Genomic DNA, 16,836 nt, shown 5'->3' on the forward strand with positions numbered 1-16,836 from the left:
GAGCGCTCAGGTTGTGGCGGCTTTGCGGCGAAGATACGCGGTTCGACAAACGTCGATCATGGCTCGGCTGTTAACGCTGTCGTTAACGATTAACGGTTGATTAACCACGTTCGACGACCCTCTGCTTGTCATGGGCATCAGAGCGATTCCATCTTTCGGCGGGGTAGAGGCGGCCATCCAGCGCGCCTCGACCGCCGTGGGAGTCGATTACGACTTCCTGGTCAAGACGGCGCGGCGCGAGAGCGCCATGAACCCGTCGGCCAAGGCGCCCACCTCATCGGCGGCAGGCCTGTTTCAGTTCATTGAACAGACCTGGCTGGGGACGGTCAAACAGCATGGCGCCCAGCACGGCTACGGCCAGTACGCCGATCTGATCCACCGGGGGACCGACGGACGCTGGCGCGTGGAGGGATCGGCGCGAAATGTGGTGCTGGACCTGAGATTTGATCCGCACGCCGCCTCGGTGATGGCGGCGGAACTGACCGCGTCCAACGCCGCCTATCTCCGCGGGCGCACCGGCAAGGAGCCCGGCGCCGGAGATCTGTACGCCGCCCATTTCCTTGGGCCGGCGGGCGCGGCTAGTCTGATGAACGCCCTGGACCGCAACCCGGGCGCCAGCGCCGTCGCCCTGTTCCCCGATGCGGCCCGGGCCAACCGCAGCATCTTCTACAAGAACGGGCGGGCGGCCACGGTTTCCGAGGTCCATGCCAATCTGCAACGCTCGGCGGGCGACGGCGCGCCGGCGGCCGGGGCGGGGGATACGCGGTTCCCAATGCCGGAATTGAGCGATCGCGACCAGGTTCTGGCGGCGCGGATGGATCGGCTGAAGCAGGATCAGGGCATCCTGGCCCTGCTTCTGGGCCAGGACGGATCGAGCGGAAGCGGCTTCGGCGGTGCCTTTTCGCCGAACGGCGGGGAATCGACCTGACCGCCGTCCGGTCTCTCCATAGTAAACCGACCGTTAAGCATGGCAGTCTCATGATATCGGACACGCCCGATTCCCTGACGAGCCGTCCATGACCGCCCACCGCGCCCGACTGACCGAAATGGACATCCAGCGCCTGGTGAAGGCGGCCGATGACGATGAACGCGCGGAGGCGGCGCACAAGCTGTGCCGCAACATGGATCGCGCCGATCTGGACGACAGGGACCGGCAGGCGGCGCAGAAGATCGTGCGGCTGCTGGCCAATGACGCGGCCGAACTGGTGCGTCGGGCCATGGCCGTGACGCTGAAGGCATCGGACCTGATCCCCAATGACGTCGCCCGCCGGTTGGCGGCGGACGTGGACAGCATCGCCCTGCCGATCATCGGCGCTTCGCCGGCCTTCAGCGACGAAGACCTGATCGAGATCGTGCGCGGGGGCGCGGCCTTGCGTCAGGTCGCCGTCGCCGGTCGACCGCGCGTGTCGCGCGACGTGGCTCAGGCGCTGGCGGACGAAGGCTGTGAGCAGGCGGTCAGAGCCCTGGCGGCCAATGACAACGCAGACCTGTCGGAACGCGCCCTGGGGGCGATCGTCGATCGTTTCCCGGACTCGGCCGAGGTGGTGACATCCGTCGCCTATCGCCAGGTGCTGCCGCTGCATATCACCGAGCGCCTGATCGAACTGGCCAGCGAGACGGTGCGCGAACATCTGGTCTCGCGGCATGCGATGGCGCCCGAGACCGCCATTCGCCTGGCTCAGTACGCACGCGAGCGCGCCACGGTCGATCTGGTGGATCAGGCCGCAAGCAGCGCGGACCTGGGCGCCTTCATGGCGCAGTTGAATCTGCGCAAGGCCTTGAACGCCTCGCTGTTGCTGCGCGGCCTGGCGCGGGGACAGATGGCGATGTTCGAGCATGGTCTGGCCGAGTTGGCCAACACGCCGCATCACCGGGCCTGGCTGATGATCCATGATGCAGGACCTCTCGGGCTAAAGGCGATCTATGATCGGGCCGGCCTGCCGCCACGGCTGTTCCAGGCCTTCCGCGCGGGGGTCGACACCTGGCGCGCCCTGTCGGCCGAAGGGGTGGATACGGCGAGCGAAGTCTTCCGCCAGCGCATGTTGGAACGGTTCCTGACCCAGCGGCCGAACGTCCTCCGCGACGACCTGGCCTATCTGATGGAGCGGCTGGACCAGGCGCCCGTCCGCCCCGCAAGGATCGCCGCCACCGCCGCTTGAGTCCTGGGGTGCAACAAAGAAAAGGCCCGCCTGACGGCGGGCCTTTTCATTTTGGAGGGGGCTGAAGCTCAGCGCGCCTTGTGTTCGGCGACCTTGGCTTCCAGGGATTCGGCCAGGATGCGGCCGGTCGGGTTTTCGTCGGTCTTCACCTGGTCGCGAACCACGGCGCGGATGGCGTCGATATGGGCGTCGATGATGATCAGGGGCGCGTTCTGGCGGGCGCCGGCGTCGTCCAGCAGGCGGCAAAGCGAACCGGCGATACGGGTCACCAGCGGGTATTCATACGTCGTTCCCAGCCCCTTCAGGTCATGGGCGCGGAAGTACAGGGCCTCGGCGGTCTCTGCGTTCAAGCCCTGTTCACGGACGTCGGCCTGGGCCTTGTCCAGCTTGACGATCTCGTCGTTCAGCCACTGTCCAAACTGGGCGGACATGGCCTTCAGCGCTTCCTCCGCCCGTGCGATGGCGTCGGCGTTGATGCCGAAACCGCCGCCGACCTTCGTGCGAAGGGGGGGCGTGGGGCGAATGACGTGCGCCGGGTCGCTCATGGGAGACTCCATAGAAATTTCGGCGAAGCTTATCCGCGCGCCCTTAAGAAGGGGTATAGGGGGCGGTCGTCAGTTGGCGAACTGCTCGGCCATGACCCGCTCGTCGAACGATCGGCCTGCGTCAAACAGCATGGTCAGGGCGACGTCGCGGCGTTCACGCACCTCAACCCGCGCCACGCGCCGAACTTCGAAATTGTCGGCCGTGGCGGAGACCGGCCGCTTGTCCGGCTCCAGCACGTCGAACCGCACCTTGGCGCCGTGGGACAGCAGGGCGCCGCGCCAGCGACGGGGACGGAAGGCGCTGATCGGGGTCAGGGCCAGAATACGGGCGTCCAGAGGAATGATCGGGCCGTGGGCCGACAGATTATAGGCGGTGGATCCGGCCGGGGTCGCCACCAGGCAGCCGTCGCACGACAGCTCTTCCAGCCGCACCCTGTCGTCGACCGTGATCTTCAGCTTGGCGCTCTGGCGGGTCTGGCGAAGCAGGGAGACCTCGTTGATGGCCAGACCCGTATGGACCTCGCCGCTCTCGGTCCAGGCGTCCATCTGCAGCGGATGGATCACAGTGCGTTCAGCGGCGACCACGCGGGCGATCAGATCGTCCTCGTCATAGTCGTTCATCAGAAACCCGACCGAACCGCGGTTCATGCCGTACACCGGGGTGCGACGACGCAGGTTGGCGTGCAGGGTCTCCAGCATCTGCCCGTCGCCGCCCAGGGCGACGATGACGTCGGCCTCTTCTTCCGGAACGGCGCCATAGCGCGCAATCAGACCCTGGCGCGCCGCCTGGGCCTCAGGGCGGTCGCTGGCGGTGAAGGCCAGGGCGGGGACGGGCGGAGTCTGGTTCACGCGCGAACGTGAGCCTCAGCTTGGCGCCGAAGTCAAACTGTCGCGAATCTTTCCATCATCTGGCGGAAGGCGCGGGCTGCGGAATGACTGTTCATCGGCGTGGCGGACCAGCCGCCGTCGCCAGGCAGGCCGTCGGTCAGCTTGCGCAGTTCGGTCAGGACGGAGGCGAAAACCGCCTTGTCCAGGCCCACGGCGGTGCACGCCAGATAAAGGGGTTCTGCGGTCGACGAATGAATCGCGGCCCGGACCTGGGCGGGGCTGAACCCGCCCAGGTGGCCCAGAGCCCGTTCGAACAAACCGTATCTCTGCTCGCGCAGGGCGCGGATGAGGATGCCGGGACGCAGTTGGCCGGCCGCCTGCAGCTTGTCGACCAGGCGACGCTCCATTTCCTGGCGTTCGCGATCCTCGGCGTTGCGGCCGTTGGGCAGGGGGCGCCAGACCGGGATGCGTGACGCCTTTGCGGACGCTTCCCGCACGGCGGCGTTCAACAGCCGGTCGTCGATCTGGAAACGTTCGCCGATCGACTGGCGCAGGGCCTGGCCGACCCATTGGTACAGTTCCTGCGCCAGGGACTCGCTGAGCCTGGGATGGCGCGCCAGGGGCGCGCGCAGTCCGGCGATACGGCGGGAATGTTCGACCAGGCGGTGCATGGCGGCCTCGCCGATCTCGGCGCTGCGGTTGGAGGCCAGGGCGGTCATGGTCACGGGATCCGCGCGGTCCAGAATGGCGTCCACGACGCCGCCCGACAGATTGGGGCGGCGGGCCACGGCGATCTGGTGCTCCAGCGTGGTCTCGACCAGGACGCGGATCAGGGCGGCGTCCTTCAGCAGGGGGCTGGCGGCGATGACCGGGGCGGCGATGTCGATTTCGTCCAGCGCCAGCATGTCGATCAGCGCCGGCGGGGCCCAGTCGGCGTGAGCCAGGCGTTCGGACAGCTGCCTGCGGATCTCGTGCTCGGCCTGGGCGGCCAGGGTCAGGAAGATCTCGCCGAGCGCGGTCGGCAGGGGCGTGGCCGGCGCGGCGCTTTCACACAGGGCGATGACGCCCATCAACAGGCGGTGACGATCGTCTGGAGCCTTGCTGCGGGCTAGATCGACAAGGTCCTGCGGCGACAGATCTCTGTCCGTTCTGGACGAGGTCCTCAGTTGGACGACAGCGGACACGGCGACTCCCGGACGCAGCAAACTCTCGCGATCATCATGGGGCTGCGGCGTGAAGACGCGGTTAACGGAATCTGAAACGTGACGGTTAACCCCCTGCGGACTGGGCCTGCAGCCGCTTGACGGATCGACGACGGAGGGAGACGCTGAAGCAAAGCCCAGCAGAGGCCCTGCCATACAGGAGGAAACCATGGCCGACGGCGCCCATCCCGCATTGAAATCCCGCGTGTCCGAGGCCGAATGGCAGGTGCGTGTGAATCTGGCCGCCCTTTATCGCCTCGTGGCGCTGAACGGGTGGGACGACATGATCTTCACCCACATCTCGGCCCGCGTGCCGGGCCCCGAGCATCATTTCCTGATCAATCCATACGGCTATTATTTCGACGAGATCACCGCCTCCTCGCTGGTGAAGGTCGATCTGGAGGGGAACGTGGTTCAGGAGACGACCGACTTCATCAATCCGGCCGGCTTCACCATCCATTCGGCGGTCCATGCGGCGCGCGAGGATGCGAAATTCGTCATCCACCTGCATACGGTCAACGGGGTCGGAGTGGCCGCCCAGCAGCATGGATTGCTGCCCATCAGTCAGAACGCGTGTTTACTACAGCATCAGGTTGCGTATCATGGGTATGAGGGACTGGCCCTGAATCTTGACGAACGCGAACGTCTGGTGGCCGACCTGGGGGACAAGTCACTGATGCTGCTGAGAAATCACGGCACTTTGGCGGTCGGGGAAACGGCGGCGCAGGCATGGATCGGGATATTCTTCCTCGAGAGGGCCTGCGCACAGCAGGTGGCCGCCCTGTCGGGCGGGCGCGAACACGTGCTGATCGCGCCGGATCAAGCCCAGTCCGAAACCAGGGAACAGGGGCGGGGCATCAGCTTCGTTTCGTCCCTGGCCTGGCCGGGCGCCCTGCGTCAGCTGGATCGGAAGTCGCCCGGCTACGACGCCTGAAGTCCGGCGGGGCGTTCGGCGCCCTGGCGGCCGTCGTCGGCCTGTGCGGAGGTCTTCTGGCCGAGGACGCCTTCGCGGGGGCCTGGACCCAGCCCAGGGGCCGGGGACAGGCGATCGTCAAATACGAGGACATGCGCGCCGAAACGGGCTTCGATCCCTCAGGCGAAGAGCAGCCGCTGGAGGCCGACCGCACCGACACGACGCTGGGTCTGTTCGCCGAATACGGGCTGACAGATCGTCTGACCCTTCAACTGAAGGCCGATTGGCAGCAGGGGGAAGACGCCTTCGTCGACTATGAAGGGCGCGGGCCGGTCGAGATCGGGGCGACCTGGCAGGTCTGGCGCGACGATCACAATGCCGTCAGTCTCTATGGCGGATACGCTCAAGCCGGCGAGGGGCGCAACGCAGGCTACGCCTCGCCGGGCGTCGGCGAATACGACTGGGAGGCGCGGGCTTCAGCGGGTCGATCGTTCGGCGGGGCCGGAGCCCGGTGGGGCATGGATCAGTCCTTCGTCGAACTGCAGGTCGCCCGCCGGCTGCGCGACGGTCTGCCTGATGAAACCCGTGTGGACGCTACGCTGGGCGGGCGTATCGGGGGCCAGTGGCTGGTGATGGGCCAGGCCTTCGGCGGCGCGGCGGATGGCGGCGCACGTTGGTTGTCGCTCGAGGCGTCCGTGGTGCGCGACATGGGCGGCTGGAGCATCCAGGCCGGTTGGCGCCAGACGGTCGCGGGTCGGGAGACGGCCATCGCCCATGGACCGGTTGTGGCGATCTGGCGCAGGTTTTGAACGTAATCCCGGCGACGGAATTCAGCGTAGGCGACGTTACCAATAGGTAATGTTGCGCATGGCGGAGAGAAGCCGCTAAGCGTGCGCGTCCTCTGAATTGAAAGACCGTTGCGTGATAAAACGCCACTTCTTCCTGATCGCCGCAGCGGTTCTGCTGGGGCTGATGGTGCTTGCCGCTGTGCTGAAAGTCGCTTTCGCAGACGATGATGCGGGCGGCCCGCCAGGCGGGGGACGGCGCGGAGGCCAGCAGGTGTCCGAAGCCACGGTGTCCCAGCGGTCGTTTTCGGACCAGATCCGCGTCCTGGGCGTGGCGCGGGGACAGAGATCGGTCAACATCACCTCGTCCACCACTGAACTGATCACCCGCGTCCTGTTCACCGACGGTCAGACGGTGTCGGCGGGCGCGCCCCTGGTCGAACTGCAGGCCCGTGAAGAGGATGCGGACATCATCGAGGCCCGCGCCAACGTCGCCCAGGCCCAACGCGAGTATGACCGCTACAAGGCCCTGGCGGATCGGGGTGTCGCCCCTCAGGTGCTGCTTGAACAGGCTGAGACGGCGCTGGAGACGGCGCGCGCCTCGTTGCAGGCGGCGCAGGCGCGTCGGGGCGACCGGGTCATTCGCGCGCCCTTCGCCGGGACCCTGGGTCTGACGACGGTGACGCCGGGCACGCTGATCAATCCGGGCGCCGTCATCGCGACCCTGGACGACACATCGACCATCCGCGTCGACTTCCCTCTGCCTGAGCGGTATCTGGATGTGCTGAAAGCCGGAGCGCCGATCACGGCGACGGCCGATGCCTATGGCGAAACGCCGTTCCAGGGGCGGATCGCCCTGATCGACACGCGCGTGAACGAGACCACCCGCGCCGCCACGGCCCGCGCCGAGTTTCCCAATCCCGGCGGTCGTATCCGCCCCGGCATGCTGCTGCGCGTCGTGGTCCAGCAGGGGCAGCGCCAGGCGCCGGCCGCGCCCGAATCCGCCGTCCAGTACGAAGGGGCGGGCGCCTTCGTCTATCGCATCGCCGCCGGGGCCGAGGGCTCGACCGCTCAGCGGGTCGAGATCGTGGCCGGCGCCGTCGAGAACGGCTTCGTCGAGATCCTTTCGGGCGTGGACGTCGGGGACCGGATCGTCGGTTCGGGCCTGAACCGGATCCAGCCGGGGGCGCCCGTCAGCGTTCCCCGCGCCCAAGGCCAGCGGGCCGCCGCCCGATGATGCTTTCCGATGTCGCGGTCCGGCGTCCGGTCTTCGCGGCGGTCGCCGCCATCGTCCTGTGCGTGATCGGGGCCGCCGCCTTCTTCTTCCTGCCCGTGCGCGAACTGCCGGACGTCGATCCGCCCATCGTCTCGGTCAACACCAGCTACGCCGGCGCCTCGGCCGAGGTGATCGAAAGCCGGATCACCGAGCCGATCGAGCAGCAGATCGCCGGCATCCAGGGCGTCGAACGCATCAACTCGACCAGCCGAGACGGCCGGTCGAACGTGAACATCGAGTTCTCGCTGGACCGCAATATCGACGACGCCGCCAACGACGTGCGCGACCGGGTCAGCCGCGTCGTGGGCCGCCTGCCGGATCAGGCCGACCCGCCGGAAGTGGCCAAGGCGGATTCCGACAGCCAGCCCATCATCATCGTCTTCCTGCGCTCGACGACGATGAACCGGCTGCAGCTGACCGACTACGCCGATCGCTATCTGGTGGATCGGATGGCGACGGTGCCGGGCGTGGCCCAGGTCAACATCTATGGCGAGCAACGCTATTCGATGCGCATCTGGCTGGATTCCGCCGCCATGGCCGCGCGCGGTCTGACGGTCAACGACGTCGAGACGGCCCTGACCAGCCAGAACGTCGAACTGCCCGCCGGCTCGCTGGAATCGACCGACAAGGACTACACCGTCCGGGTGGCCCGCACCTACGCCCGGCCTGACGATTTCCGCCAACTGCCCATCGGCACGCGGGGGTCCGCCTCGGCCTCGGCCGCCGTGGCGACCGGCGCGGGCAGCGGCTCTTCCGCCATCATCCAGGGTCAGCCGACCTATGTGACCCGCCTGGGCGACATCGCCCGGGTCGAGGAGGCGCCCGAGGAGCCGCGTCGTCTGTTCCGCGGCAACAGCATGGACCAGATCGGTCTGGCGGTGACCCGCCAGGCCCAGTCGAACGACCTGGCCATCTCGGACGGCGTCCACAAGATGATCGACGAGATCCGGCCCAGCCTGCCGCCGGGCGTGACGCTGGAGATCGGGTCGGACAACTCCGTCTTCACCTCACACGCCATCGACGAGGTCTGGATCACCATCGGCATCTCCATGGCCCTGGTGGCCCTGGTCAACTTCATCTTCCTGGGCAGCCTGCGCGCCGCCCTGATCCCGTCCATCGTGGCGCCCATCTGTCTGCTGGCGACCTTCATCGTCCTGGCGCCCCTGGGCTTCTCGCTGAACCTGCTGACCCTGCTGGCCCTGGTTCTGGCCATCGGTCTGGTCGTCGATGACGCCATCGTGGTGGTCGAGAACATCCAGCGTCGTCTGGACCATGGCGAGCCGCCGCTGGTGGCCGCCGAACGGGGGGCGCGCCAGGTCTTCTTCGCCGTCGTGGCCACGACCATCGTCCTGTTGTCGGTGTTCGCGCCCCTGCTGTTCCTGCCGGGCTATGTCGGACGGCTGTTCGTCGAGCTTGCAGCCGCCATCGCGGCGGCGGTGGCCTTCTCGGCCTTCCTGGCGCTGAGCCTGTCGCCGATGCTGGCGTCCAAGATCCTGAAGCCGGCGCATGGCGGCGGCTGGGTCGCGCGCCGGGTCGATTGGGGCATGGACCGATTGAAGACCTCCTATGGCCGGTCGCTGGACATGCTGCTGGGCAAGCGGATCGCCGTCATCGGCGTCGGCGCCCTGATCGTCCTGGTGGCGGCCGGAGCCGGGGGCATCTTCCTGGTCCTGCCCAATGAGCTGGTGCCGGATGAAGATCGAGGCCGGGTCTCGGTGCGTGTCGCCGGACCGGAGGGCGCAGGCTTCGACTATACCCGCAAGATCATGATGGGGCTGGAACCCCTGCTGGCCGAATACAAGAACAGCGGCGAGGCGGATTCCTATCTGGTGTCGGCGCCCGGCTTCGGCGGCGGCAGTTTCAACACGGGCAATGGCGTCCTGGTCCTGTCCGACTGGTCCAAGCGCGACCGCACCGCCGCCGAGATCGCCCAGGAGCTGAACGGCAAGCTGCGCGGCCAGACAGACGCCCAGGTCAACGCCTCGACCCCCGGCGCCTTCCAGCGGGGGGGCGGCAACTCCAACTCGGTCGAACTGATCGCCACCGGGACCGACTACCAGCAGATCTACAACTGGCTTCAGCCCCTGCTGGCGGCGGCCCAGGCCAACCCCGGTTTCTCGCGTCCGCGCCTGAATTACGAACCCAATTCGCCGCGCCTGTTGGTCGATGTCGATCCGCAGAAGGCCGCGGCGCTGGGCGTCTCGTCCCAGTCCATCGGGCGGACGCTGGAGACCATGTTCGGGTCGCGCACCGCCACCACCTATATCAAGGGCGGTCAGGAGTATGACGTCATCCTGCAGACCGACCGGGACAACCGCCGCGAAGTGGCGGATCTGGAAGCGCTCTATGTCGCGACCGGTGCGGGCCAGCTGGTGCCTCTGTCGGCGGTGGTGACGACCAAGACCTCGGGCGACACGCCGGATCGCCGGCGTCTGGATCGCCAGCGGGCCATCTCGCTTCAGGCCGATCTGAATCCCGGCATGACCATCGACGATGCGATCCAGTTCCTCAGCGCCGAGGCGGCCAAACAGCCGACGGGCGGGGTGATCACCCAGTGGGGCGGCGCCGCACGCGATCAGCAGGAGGCGGGCGGCGCTGTGCTGGCGGCCTTCGGCCTGGCGCTGTTGCTGGTCTTCCTGGTGCTGGCGGCCCAGTTCGAGAGCTGGATCACCCCGGCGGTCATCATGCTGACGGTGCCGCTGGCGGCGGCGGGCGGCCTGTTCGGCCTGCTGATGGCGGGGTCCAGCCTGAACATCTACAGCCAGATCGGCCTGATCATCCTGATCGGGGTGGCGGCCAAGAACGGCATCCTGATCGTCGAATTCGCCAACCAGCTGCGCGACCAGGGCCGGTCGATCCGCGAGGCGATCATCGAGTCGGCGTCGCTTCGCCTGCGGCCGATCATCATGACCTCCATCGCCACCGCCTTCGGCGCCCTGCCGCTGGTGCTGTGGCAGGGCGCGGGCGCCGGCAGCCGTCAGACCATCGGCGTGGTGATCTTCACCGGCGCCATCTTCGCCACCGTCCTGACCCTGTTCGTCGTGCCGGTGATCTATGGCGTGCTGGCGCGCTTCACCAAGTCGCCGGAATGGACCGCCCGCAAGATCGCGGAGTGGGAGGCCCAGGAAATGCGCGAGGGCGGCCCCAAACCCATCGAAGAGGGCTGAAGGATCAGGAGGCGGGCGCCGCCGGGCTCTGGGGCCTGTAGCCCGTCTCCACCTTCAGGAAGGCGATGACGTCGCGGCGATCCTTTGCATCGGGCAGACCGGGATAGTTCATCTTGTTGCCCGGCAGGAAGGTCTTCGGATTCTGCAGCCAGTGGTCCAGCTTTTCGGCGTCCCAGGTGAATTCAGCCGTGCGCATGACGTTGGAATAGTTGAAACGCAGGCGATCCCCCGCCTTGCGCCCGAACACGCCGTGCAGGTTCGGTCCCGCCAGATCCGGCCCGTCCTGCCCGATGGTGTGGCACGAGCGGCAGCGGGCGAAGACGCGACGACCATTGGCCAGGTCTCCGGCGTTATACGGTGCGGGCAGGGCGGCCAGAAGACTGGCCTTTTCGGCATCCGTGGCGACGCGCGCCGGCTTGGCGGCCGGTCGGCCCTCGTCGCCCGTCTTTCTGGGCTGATCGCCCGGGCCGCAGGCGGCAAGCGCCAGAATCAAGGGAACGGCGAGGGGGGTGAGACGGCTCATCAAGGGCTCCAGTTTTCGCGCGACATAGGGAAAACTCCGGACGCGGCAATTGGTCAAGCTGTCCTGCTGGACGGATGGGGCGCGCACCTGATAATCAGTGTCAAAGAAACGCGGAGTCGCCGGGGGGCGGCGTCCGCCCGTGCGAGTCTAGATTTGACCGATACCATAAAGCTGAGCCAGGCCCGCCGCGGCGATCAGGGCGTGATCACCCAGGTGGGCGCCCATTGTCACCACCAGGGCGAGGCGGTTGAACTGGAACGCCGCCTGCTTGAACTGGGCTTCGTCGAGGGCGCGCACGTCGAACTGCTGCACGAAGGCCTGTTCGGTCGCGATCCCATCGCGATCAAGGTGGATGACATGCGCGTGGCCCTGCGCCGCCACGAGGCCGCCAGTCTGACGATCAGGCTGGACGCCGCCTGATGGACATGGCCCTGAAGACCGCCCGCGTCGCCCTGGTCGGCAATCCCAACAGCGGCAAGACGGCTCTGTTCAACGCCTTGACCGGCGCTCATCAGAAGGTCGCCAACTACGCCGGGGTCACCGTGGAGCGGAAGGAGGGGCTGATCCGCGCCGCCTCCGGCCGGACCATGTCGGTGCTGGACCTACCCGGCACCTATTCGCTGCGCGCCCGCAGTCCCGACGAGGAAGTCACCCGCGACGCGGTCCTGGGCCGTCTGGCCGGCGAAGTCCCGCCCGATGTGCTGGTCTGCGTGGCCGACGCCACCAATCTGCGCCTGATCCTGCGCCTGGTCCTGGAGCTGAAGGCCGTCGGTCGGCCCATGGTCCTGGCCTTGAACATGTACGACATCGCCCAGCGTCAGGGGCTGCGGATCGATCTGGAAAAACTGGGCGCCGAACTGGGCGTGCCGATCATCACCACGGTCGCGACGCGCAAGCGCGGCATCGACGATCTGATCGCCGCCGTCGAGACCCAGGTCGATGTCGCCGCCGCCAGCGAGAACCACTGGCGCAGTCCCGACGCGACCGAGCTGCGCACCGCCGCCCGCGAGGCGGAACGGATCATGAAGGCCTGCGTGCGTCCGCCCGAGCGGCCGGACACCCTGACGGGGCGGATCGACAGCGTCCTGCTGCATCCGCTGGGCGGCATGATCATTCTGATGATCATCCTGTTCGCCATGTTCCAGGCCGTGTTCAGCTGGGCCGCGCCCCTGATGGACGGGATCGAGGGGATCGTCGGATGGCTGGGCGCCGGCGTGGCCGCGCTCATTCCCGACGGCCTGCTGCAAAGTCTGATTGTCGACGGGATCATCTCGGGGGTCGGCAGCGTGCTGGTCTTCCTGCCGCAGATCCTGATCCTGTTCCTGTTCATCATCGCCCTGGAAGACTTCGGCTATATGGCGCGCGCCGCCTTCCTGATGGACAAGATCATGGGCGGGGCGGGGCTGCACGGCCGGGCCTTCATCCCGCTGTTGTCCAGCTTCGCCTGCGCCATTCCCGGCATCATGGCGGCGCGCGTGATCGATTCGAAGCGCGACCGCCTGACCACCATACTGGTCGCGCCGCTGATGACCTGTTCGGCGCGGATTCCGGTCTATACCCTGATCATCGCGGCCTTCATTCCCAACGAGACCGTCTGGGGCTTCGTCAATCTGCAAGGCCTGGTGATGTTCGGCCTCTACGCCGCGGGCATCGTCAGCGCCCTGCTGGTGTCGCTGGTGATCCGCAAGGTCTTCTGGCGCGGGGCTGTGGAGCCCTTCATGATGGAGCTGCCCACCTACAAGGTTCCGGATTTCAAGAGCGTCGTCTTCAACCTTTGGATTCGCGCCAAGATCTTCGTCAACCGCGCCGGCCGGATCATCCTGCCGCTGGTGATCATCCTGTGGGTTCTGGCGACCTTCCCCTATCCGCCCGAGAACGCGACCATGCCGGACATCGACTATTCGTTCGCCGGCATGATCGGGCGTGCGCTGGAGCCGATTTTCGCGCCCATCGGCTTCAACTGGCAGATGGTCGTGGCCCTGATCCCCGGCATGGCCGCGCGCGAGGTGGCGGTGGCGGCCCTGGGCACGACCTACGCCATCGCCGACGCCGAGAATGCGACCGGGCTTCTGGCCTCGACCCTGTCGTCGCAATGGTCGTTGGCGACGGCCCTGTCCTTCCTGGCCTGGTACATCTTCGCGCCCCAGTGCGTGGCGACCCTGGGCGTCGTGAAGCGCGAGACCAATTCGCTGAAATGGACCTGGATCATGATCGGCTACATGTTCGGTCTGGCCTATCTGGCGTCCTTCGTGACCTATCATGTGGCGGTGGCGCTCGGGGGCGGCTAAGCGGGGGCGGTTCCTAACCGACTGGACCCCGAGATGAGCCCTGCCGTCGCCGCCGTCGTCCTGGGCCTGCTGGGCCTGATCATCGGCAGCTTCCTGGCGGCGGTCAGCGTGCGCCTGCCGCGTGACGAGGACATCGTGGTCGCCCGGTCGCGCTGCATGGGCTGTGACCAGACCCTGCGGCCGTGGGAACTGGTTCCCCTGTTCAGCTGGCTGGTGCTGCGCGCCCGGTGCGCGCGGTGCGACGCAGCCATCTCGCCGCGCTATCCGCTGATCGAGCTGGGGGCCGCCGGGATCGGCGTCTGGGCGGGCTTCAGCGGGCCGTCGTGGCTGGTGGTCGCCGCGACCGCCGTCCTGGGCTGGCAACTGCTGTTGATCGCCATTGTCGACGCCGAGAATTTCTGGTTGCCCGATGTCCTGACCTGGCCGTTGGCGGCCACAGGCCTGATCGCCGCGGCCCTGATCGACCGGGATTCGGTCCTGACGCACCTGATCGGGGCGGCGGTCGGGTTTGGCGGTCTTTGGCTGGTCGGCTGGCTGTACAAGGCGGTCCGCAAGCGCGACGGCCTGGGCGGAGGCGATCCCTTCCTGTTTGCGGGTGCGGGCGCCTGGGTCGGCTGGTTGGGTCTGCCCAGCGTGCTGCTGTGGGCCTCGGCCGTCGGTCTCAGCCTGGTGTTCGGCATGCTGGTGGTGCGCCGTTCGGTCAGCGCAACGCAGAAACTGCCGTTCGGCGTCTTCCTGGCCGTCGGAATCTGGCTGACCTGGCTGTACGGGCCGCTCGGGTTCTAGCGCCCGGTCGTCAGTTTGACGATGATGATGGCCGCCGTGTCCAGAATGGCCTCAGGCGTATCGGCGCGGCGCAGCAGGTCGAAGCTGGCGGCGGTCGATTCGGCGATGGAGGCGATCTGGTACGAGGCCAGGCGCGGGCTGTAATCCTTGGGATGCAAGCCTGCGGCATGGGCCTGGGCGACGCGGCGTTCGATCGCCAGGTGCAGGCGGCGCAGGCGACGCACCCGGCTCTCGACGAAGGCGGCCTCGCCGTTGTCGGCCAGCATGTGTTCGACCCGCAGCACCTGACCGTGATCGCGCCAGATGGCCATGACGTCCAGTATGAAGGCCCGGCCGATGGCGAAGGCCTTGTCGCCGGGCCAATCCGCCTGGAAATGGGCGGCCAGGCCCTGGAAATCCGTCGCCGCCGCCTCGCACAGGGCCAGGACCGGCTCTTCGACCGTCTTGAAATAGGTGTAGAAGTTGGACGGGGACACCCCGGCGGCCGAGGCGAGGTCCGCCACGCGGATTTCGCCATAGTGCCGCTCGTTCAGCAGGGCGCGGGTCGCGTCGAGGATCGCCTGGCGCGTGCGCCCGCCCCGCGCGCCGATCTTGTGCCCCAGCTTATTGGTCGTGTCGGCCATGTCCTCGATGGTCGGAAACTGAACGGGGTCGTGCGCGGAGGTATGGCCCGCGAGATTCGCTCAGATAAGAAGGAAGAACGTCGTTCTAAGACAGTTCAGGGTATTTGAACCTCGCCGGAAAGACCAGCGCAGACGGCGATCCCGTCGCATTTCAGTCGGGACGGATGACCATGCAGGTGACGCGCCGTTCCGACAGGGCGTCGCACGCGGCCTTGGCGGTGTCTTCGGTCAGGCCTGTGAAGCGTGAACGGTACCAGTCGCCGGCCGTCTGAACATTACGCTCGGCGCTGGCGAACTGGGCGCGGAAACGGCGATTGACCTCGGCCAGCCAGTCGGTCGCGACCTTCTCGTCGCGGAAGGCGCCGACCTGCACCGCCCAGCGGCCGGACGGGCGAGCGGCGGCGCGAGCCGGTTCGCGGGCGGGCGGCGGCGCGGCGCGGCGCGGCGTGGTCGAGGGCGCGACGGCGGCCCCGGACGGCGCGCCGTTCAGGGCGGCGGTGACATTGGCGGGCGCGCGACGGGTCGGGACGGTCGGCTGGGCTTGAGCCTGGGCTGCGGCGCGCTGACCGGCGGCGGCGCTGCGTTCCGATGGCGAGGGCGTGATCCGCGTCGGCAGAACGGCGGGCGCCGGAGCCGCCGTGTAGGCGACGGCGCTCGACTCGGCCCCGATGCCGTCTTCGTCATTGCCGATGGAAGCATAGGCGACGGGCGCGCTGGGCGACAGGGACTCGCCGCCGACGCCGAAGCCGCGCTGTTCGAAGAAGGCCTGGGCGATCTGGATGTTTTCGCCCTGGCTGCGACGACGCTCGACCTCGAAGCCGGTGTCCATCAGTTCGGCGACGTGGGCGTTGCGGCTGGCGCTGGAGCGGCCGCCCAGGACGACGGTGATCAGCCGGCGGCCGTCGCGCACCGCCGAGGCGGCCAGATTATAGCCCGAGGCGTTGGTGTAGCCGGTCTTCATGCCGTCGTAGCCGTTTCCGGTCGGCAGCAGGCCGTTGGTGTTGCGATAGCTGCGACCGTTGTAGGCCCAGTCGTGCAGGCCGAAGTATTTATAATACTGCGGGAAATCACGCATGATGGCGCGAGCCAGGATCGCCTGGTCGCGGGCCGAGGTCGTCTGGCGCGCGTCGGGCAGGCCGTTGGCGGTGAAATAGCGCGTCTGGGTCATGCCCAGCTGTTGCGCCTTCGCGGTCATCAGGGTGGCGAAACGCGATTCCGAGCCGCCGATATGCTCGGCGATGGCCACGGCCATGTCGTTCGCCGAACGCACCGCAGTGGCCCGCATGGCGTCGTCCAGGGTGATGGTCTGGCCTGCGCCCAGCCCGAGTTTCGACGGGGGTTGCGCCGCCGCTTGCGGCGAGACCGTGAGGACGTCGTCGGCATGGACCTTGCCCTGAGACAGGGCCTCGAACGTCAGGTACAGCGTCATCATCTTGGTCAGGGACGCCGGATATCGGCGGCTGTCGGCGTGGCGCGAGAACAGCACCTCGCCCGATGCGGCGTCGATGACGATGGCGGCGTAACGACTGTTTTCCTGCGACTGGGCCTCGATAGGCCTGACGTTCGCCCCAAGGACGAGCGAAAGCGCGAGAACGGCGAAAAGGCCACGACGGAGAAAGGCGATCATGGGCGGTTACGACCCTCGGTGAGCAGGGTGCGACAGGCCCCCCGGCCGACGCGATTAAAGGACTAGCATAGGAACTTGGGGTTTCATGGTGGTTAACCGGCCGTCAACGCGAAT

At 67.5% G+C, this 16,836-nt stretch carries 15 protein-coding genes; 9 read left to right on the forward strand and 6 right to left on the reverse strand.

Annotation, left to right across the window (positions count from 1 at the left end):
* Positions 1-130: 130 nt before the first annotated feature.
* Together ACW18C_RS06580 and spbR are read left to right on the forward strand one after the other, a co-directional pair.
* On the forward strand, positions 131-928 hold the full coding sequence (locus tag ACW18C_RS06580) for a transglycosylase SLT domain-containing protein (protein ID WP_492073583.1): 798 nt from the start codon (positions 131-133) through the stop codon (positions 926-928).
* A gap of 88 nt (positions 929-1,016) precedes the next feature.
* Positions 1,017-2,159: a SpbR family protein gene (gene spbR, locus ACW18C_RS06585; RefSeq protein WP_008261489.1), complete on the forward strand. Its 1,143-nt coding sequence runs from the start codon at positions 1,017-1,019 to the stop codon at positions 2,157-2,159.
* A gap of 68 nt (positions 2,160-2,227) precedes the next feature.
* On the opposite strand, the gene ACW18C_RS06590 is transcribed toward spbR, so the two are convergent.
* The 3 genes from ACW18C_RS06590 to ACW18C_RS06600 all read right to left on the reverse strand — a co-directional run bounded on the left by ACW18C_RS06590 (position 2,228) and on the right by ACW18C_RS06600 (position 4,716).
* Entirely contained in the window at positions 2,228-2,704 is a 477-nt protein-coding gene (locus ACW18C_RS06590) for a hypothetical protein (RefSeq protein WP_008264077.1), read from the reverse strand.
* A gap of 69 nt (positions 2,705-2,773) precedes the next feature.
* Positions 2,774-3,553, reverse strand: coding sequence for an NAD kinase (locus ACW18C_RS06595; RefSeq protein WP_008260576.1), 780 nt, complete (start codon positions 3,551-3,553; stop codon positions 2,774-2,776).
* Positions 3,554-3,585: 32 nt separating this feature from the next.
* Entirely contained in the window at positions 3,586-4,716 is a 1,131-nt protein-coding gene (locus ACW18C_RS06600; protein WP_492073585.1) for a DUF2336 domain-containing protein, read from the reverse strand.
* A 187-nt stretch (positions 4,717-4,903) separates the two neighbouring features.
* On the opposite strand from ACW18C_RS06600, the gene ACW18C_RS06605 reads away from it, so the two are divergent.
* The 4 genes from ACW18C_RS06605 (at position 4,904) to ACW18C_RS06620 (ending at position 10,875) form a co-directional block, all read left to right on the forward strand.
* The gene (locus tag ACW18C_RS06605; RefSeq protein WP_008264051.1) at positions 4,904-5,668 is read left to right on the forward strand and encodes a class II aldolase/adducin family protein; all 765 of its coding nucleotides are present in this window, start codon (positions 4,904-4,906) and stop codon (positions 5,666-5,668) included.
* A gap of 131 nt (positions 5,669-5,799) precedes the next feature.
* Entirely contained in the window at positions 5,800-6,456 is a 657-nt protein-coding gene (locus tag ACW18C_RS06610; RefSeq protein ID WP_492073587.1) for a hypothetical protein, read from the forward strand.
* Positions 6,457-6,568: 112 nt separating this feature from the next.
* Positions 6,569-7,669, forward strand: a complete 1,101-nt coding sequence (locus tag ACW18C_RS06615; RefSeq protein ID WP_008260424.1) for an efflux RND transporter periplasmic adaptor subunit — start codon at positions 6,569-6,571, stop codon at positions 7,667-7,669.
* Positions 7,669-10,875 (forward strand): efflux RND transporter permease subunit, encoded by a 3,207-nt coding sequence (locus ACW18C_RS06620; protein ID WP_492073979.1) that lies wholly within the window; start codon positions 7,669-7,671, stop codon positions 10,873-10,875. The genes ACW18C_RS06615 and ACW18C_RS06620 overlap by 1 nt, the downstream gene beginning before the upstream one ends.
* A 4-nt stretch (positions 10,876-10,879) precedes the next feature.
* Here the strand turns inward: ACW18C_RS06620 and ACW18C_RS06625 are convergent, their stop codons facing one another.
* Positions 10,880-11,398 (reverse strand): c-type cytochrome, encoded by a 519-nt coding sequence (locus ACW18C_RS06625; RefSeq protein WP_492073589.1) that lies wholly within the window; start codon positions 11,396-11,398, stop codon positions 10,880-10,882.
* Between the two features lie 153 nt (positions 11,399-11,551).
* Here ACW18C_RS06625 and ACW18C_RS06630 point away from each other — a divergent pair, with 153 nt between their 5' ends.
* From ACW18C_RS06630 to ACW18C_RS06640, 3 genes are read left to right on the forward strand one after another with little or no spacing between them, the layout of a single operon-like run.
* On the forward strand, positions 11,552-11,818 hold the full coding sequence (locus ACW18C_RS06630) for a FeoA family protein (RefSeq protein ID WP_008258842.1): 267 nt from the start codon (positions 11,552-11,554) through the stop codon (positions 11,816-11,818).
* Positions 11,818-13,686 (forward strand): ferrous iron transporter B, encoded by a 1,869-nt coding sequence (feoB, locus tag ACW18C_RS06635; protein WP_492073591.1) that lies wholly within the window; start codon positions 11,818-11,820, stop codon positions 13,684-13,686. Before ACW18C_RS06630 ends, feoB begins: the two co-directional genes overlap by 1 nt.
* 33 nt (positions 13,687-13,719) lie before the next feature.
* Positions 13,720-14,472 (forward strand): prepilin peptidase, encoded by a 753-nt coding sequence (locus ACW18C_RS06640; protein ID WP_492073592.1) that lies wholly within the window; start codon positions 13,720-13,722, stop codon positions 14,470-14,472.
* Here the strand turns inward: ACW18C_RS06640 and ACW18C_RS06645 are convergent.
* A complete protein-coding gene (locus tag ACW18C_RS06645) occupies positions 14,469-15,095 on the reverse strand; it encodes a TetR/AcrR family transcriptional regulator (protein ID WP_035310838.1) in 627 nt (208 codons plus the stop codon). The genes ACW18C_RS06640 and ACW18C_RS06645 overlap by 4 nt on opposite strands.
* Positions 15,096-15,246: 151 nt before the next feature.
* Entirely contained in the window at positions 15,247-16,722 is a 1,476-nt protein-coding gene (locus tag ACW18C_RS06650; RefSeq protein ID WP_492073594.1) for a serine hydrolase, read from the reverse strand.
* Positions 16,723-16,836: the final 114 nt, after the last annotated feature.

The organism is Brevundimonas sp. FV1ye7S (genome assembly GCF_058680995.1).

Coding starts and splice junctions, on each gene's coding strand:
- ACW18C_RS06580 (WP_492073583.1), top strand. CDS start 131: ATGGGCATCAGAGCGATTCCATCTTTCGGCGGGGTAGAGGCGGCCATC.
- spbR (WP_008261489.1), top strand. CDS start 1,017: ATGACCGCCCACCGCGCCCGACTGACCGAAATGGACATCCAGCGCCTG.
- ACW18C_RS06590 (WP_008264077.1), bottom strand. CDS start 2,704: ATGAGCGACCCGGCGCACGTCATTCGCCCCACGCCCCCCCTTCGCACG.
- ACW18C_RS06605 (WP_008264051.1), top strand. CDS start 4,904: ATGGCCGACGGCGCCCATCCCGCATTGAAATCCCGCGTGTCCGAGGCC.
- ACW18C_RS06610 (WP_492073587.1), top strand. CDS start 5,800: ATGCGCGCCGAAACGGGCTTCGATCCCTCAGGCGAAGAGCAGCCGCTG.
- ACW18C_RS06620 (WP_492073979.1), top strand. CDS start 7,669: ATGCTTTCCGATGTCGCGGTCCGGCGTCCGGTCTTCGCGGCGGTCGCC.
- ACW18C_RS06625 (WP_492073589.1), bottom strand. CDS start 11,398: ATGAGCCGTCTCACCCCCCTCGCCGTTCCCTTGATTCTGGCGCTTGCC.
- feoB (WP_492073591.1), top strand. CDS start 11,818: ATGGACATGGCCCTGAAGACCGCCCGCGTCGCCCTGGTCGGCAATCCC.
- ACW18C_RS06640 (WP_492073592.1), top strand. CDS start 13,720: ATGAGCCCTGCCGTCGCCGCCGTCGTCCTGGGCCTGCTGGGCCTGATC.
- ACW18C_RS06645 (WP_035310838.1), bottom strand. CDS start 15,095: ATGGCCGACACGACCAATAAGCTGGGGCACAAGATCGGCGCGCGGGGC.
- ACW18C_RS06650 (WP_492073594.1), bottom strand. CDS start 16,722: ATGATCGCCTTTCTCCGTCGTGGCCTTTTCGCCGTTCTCGCGCTTTCG.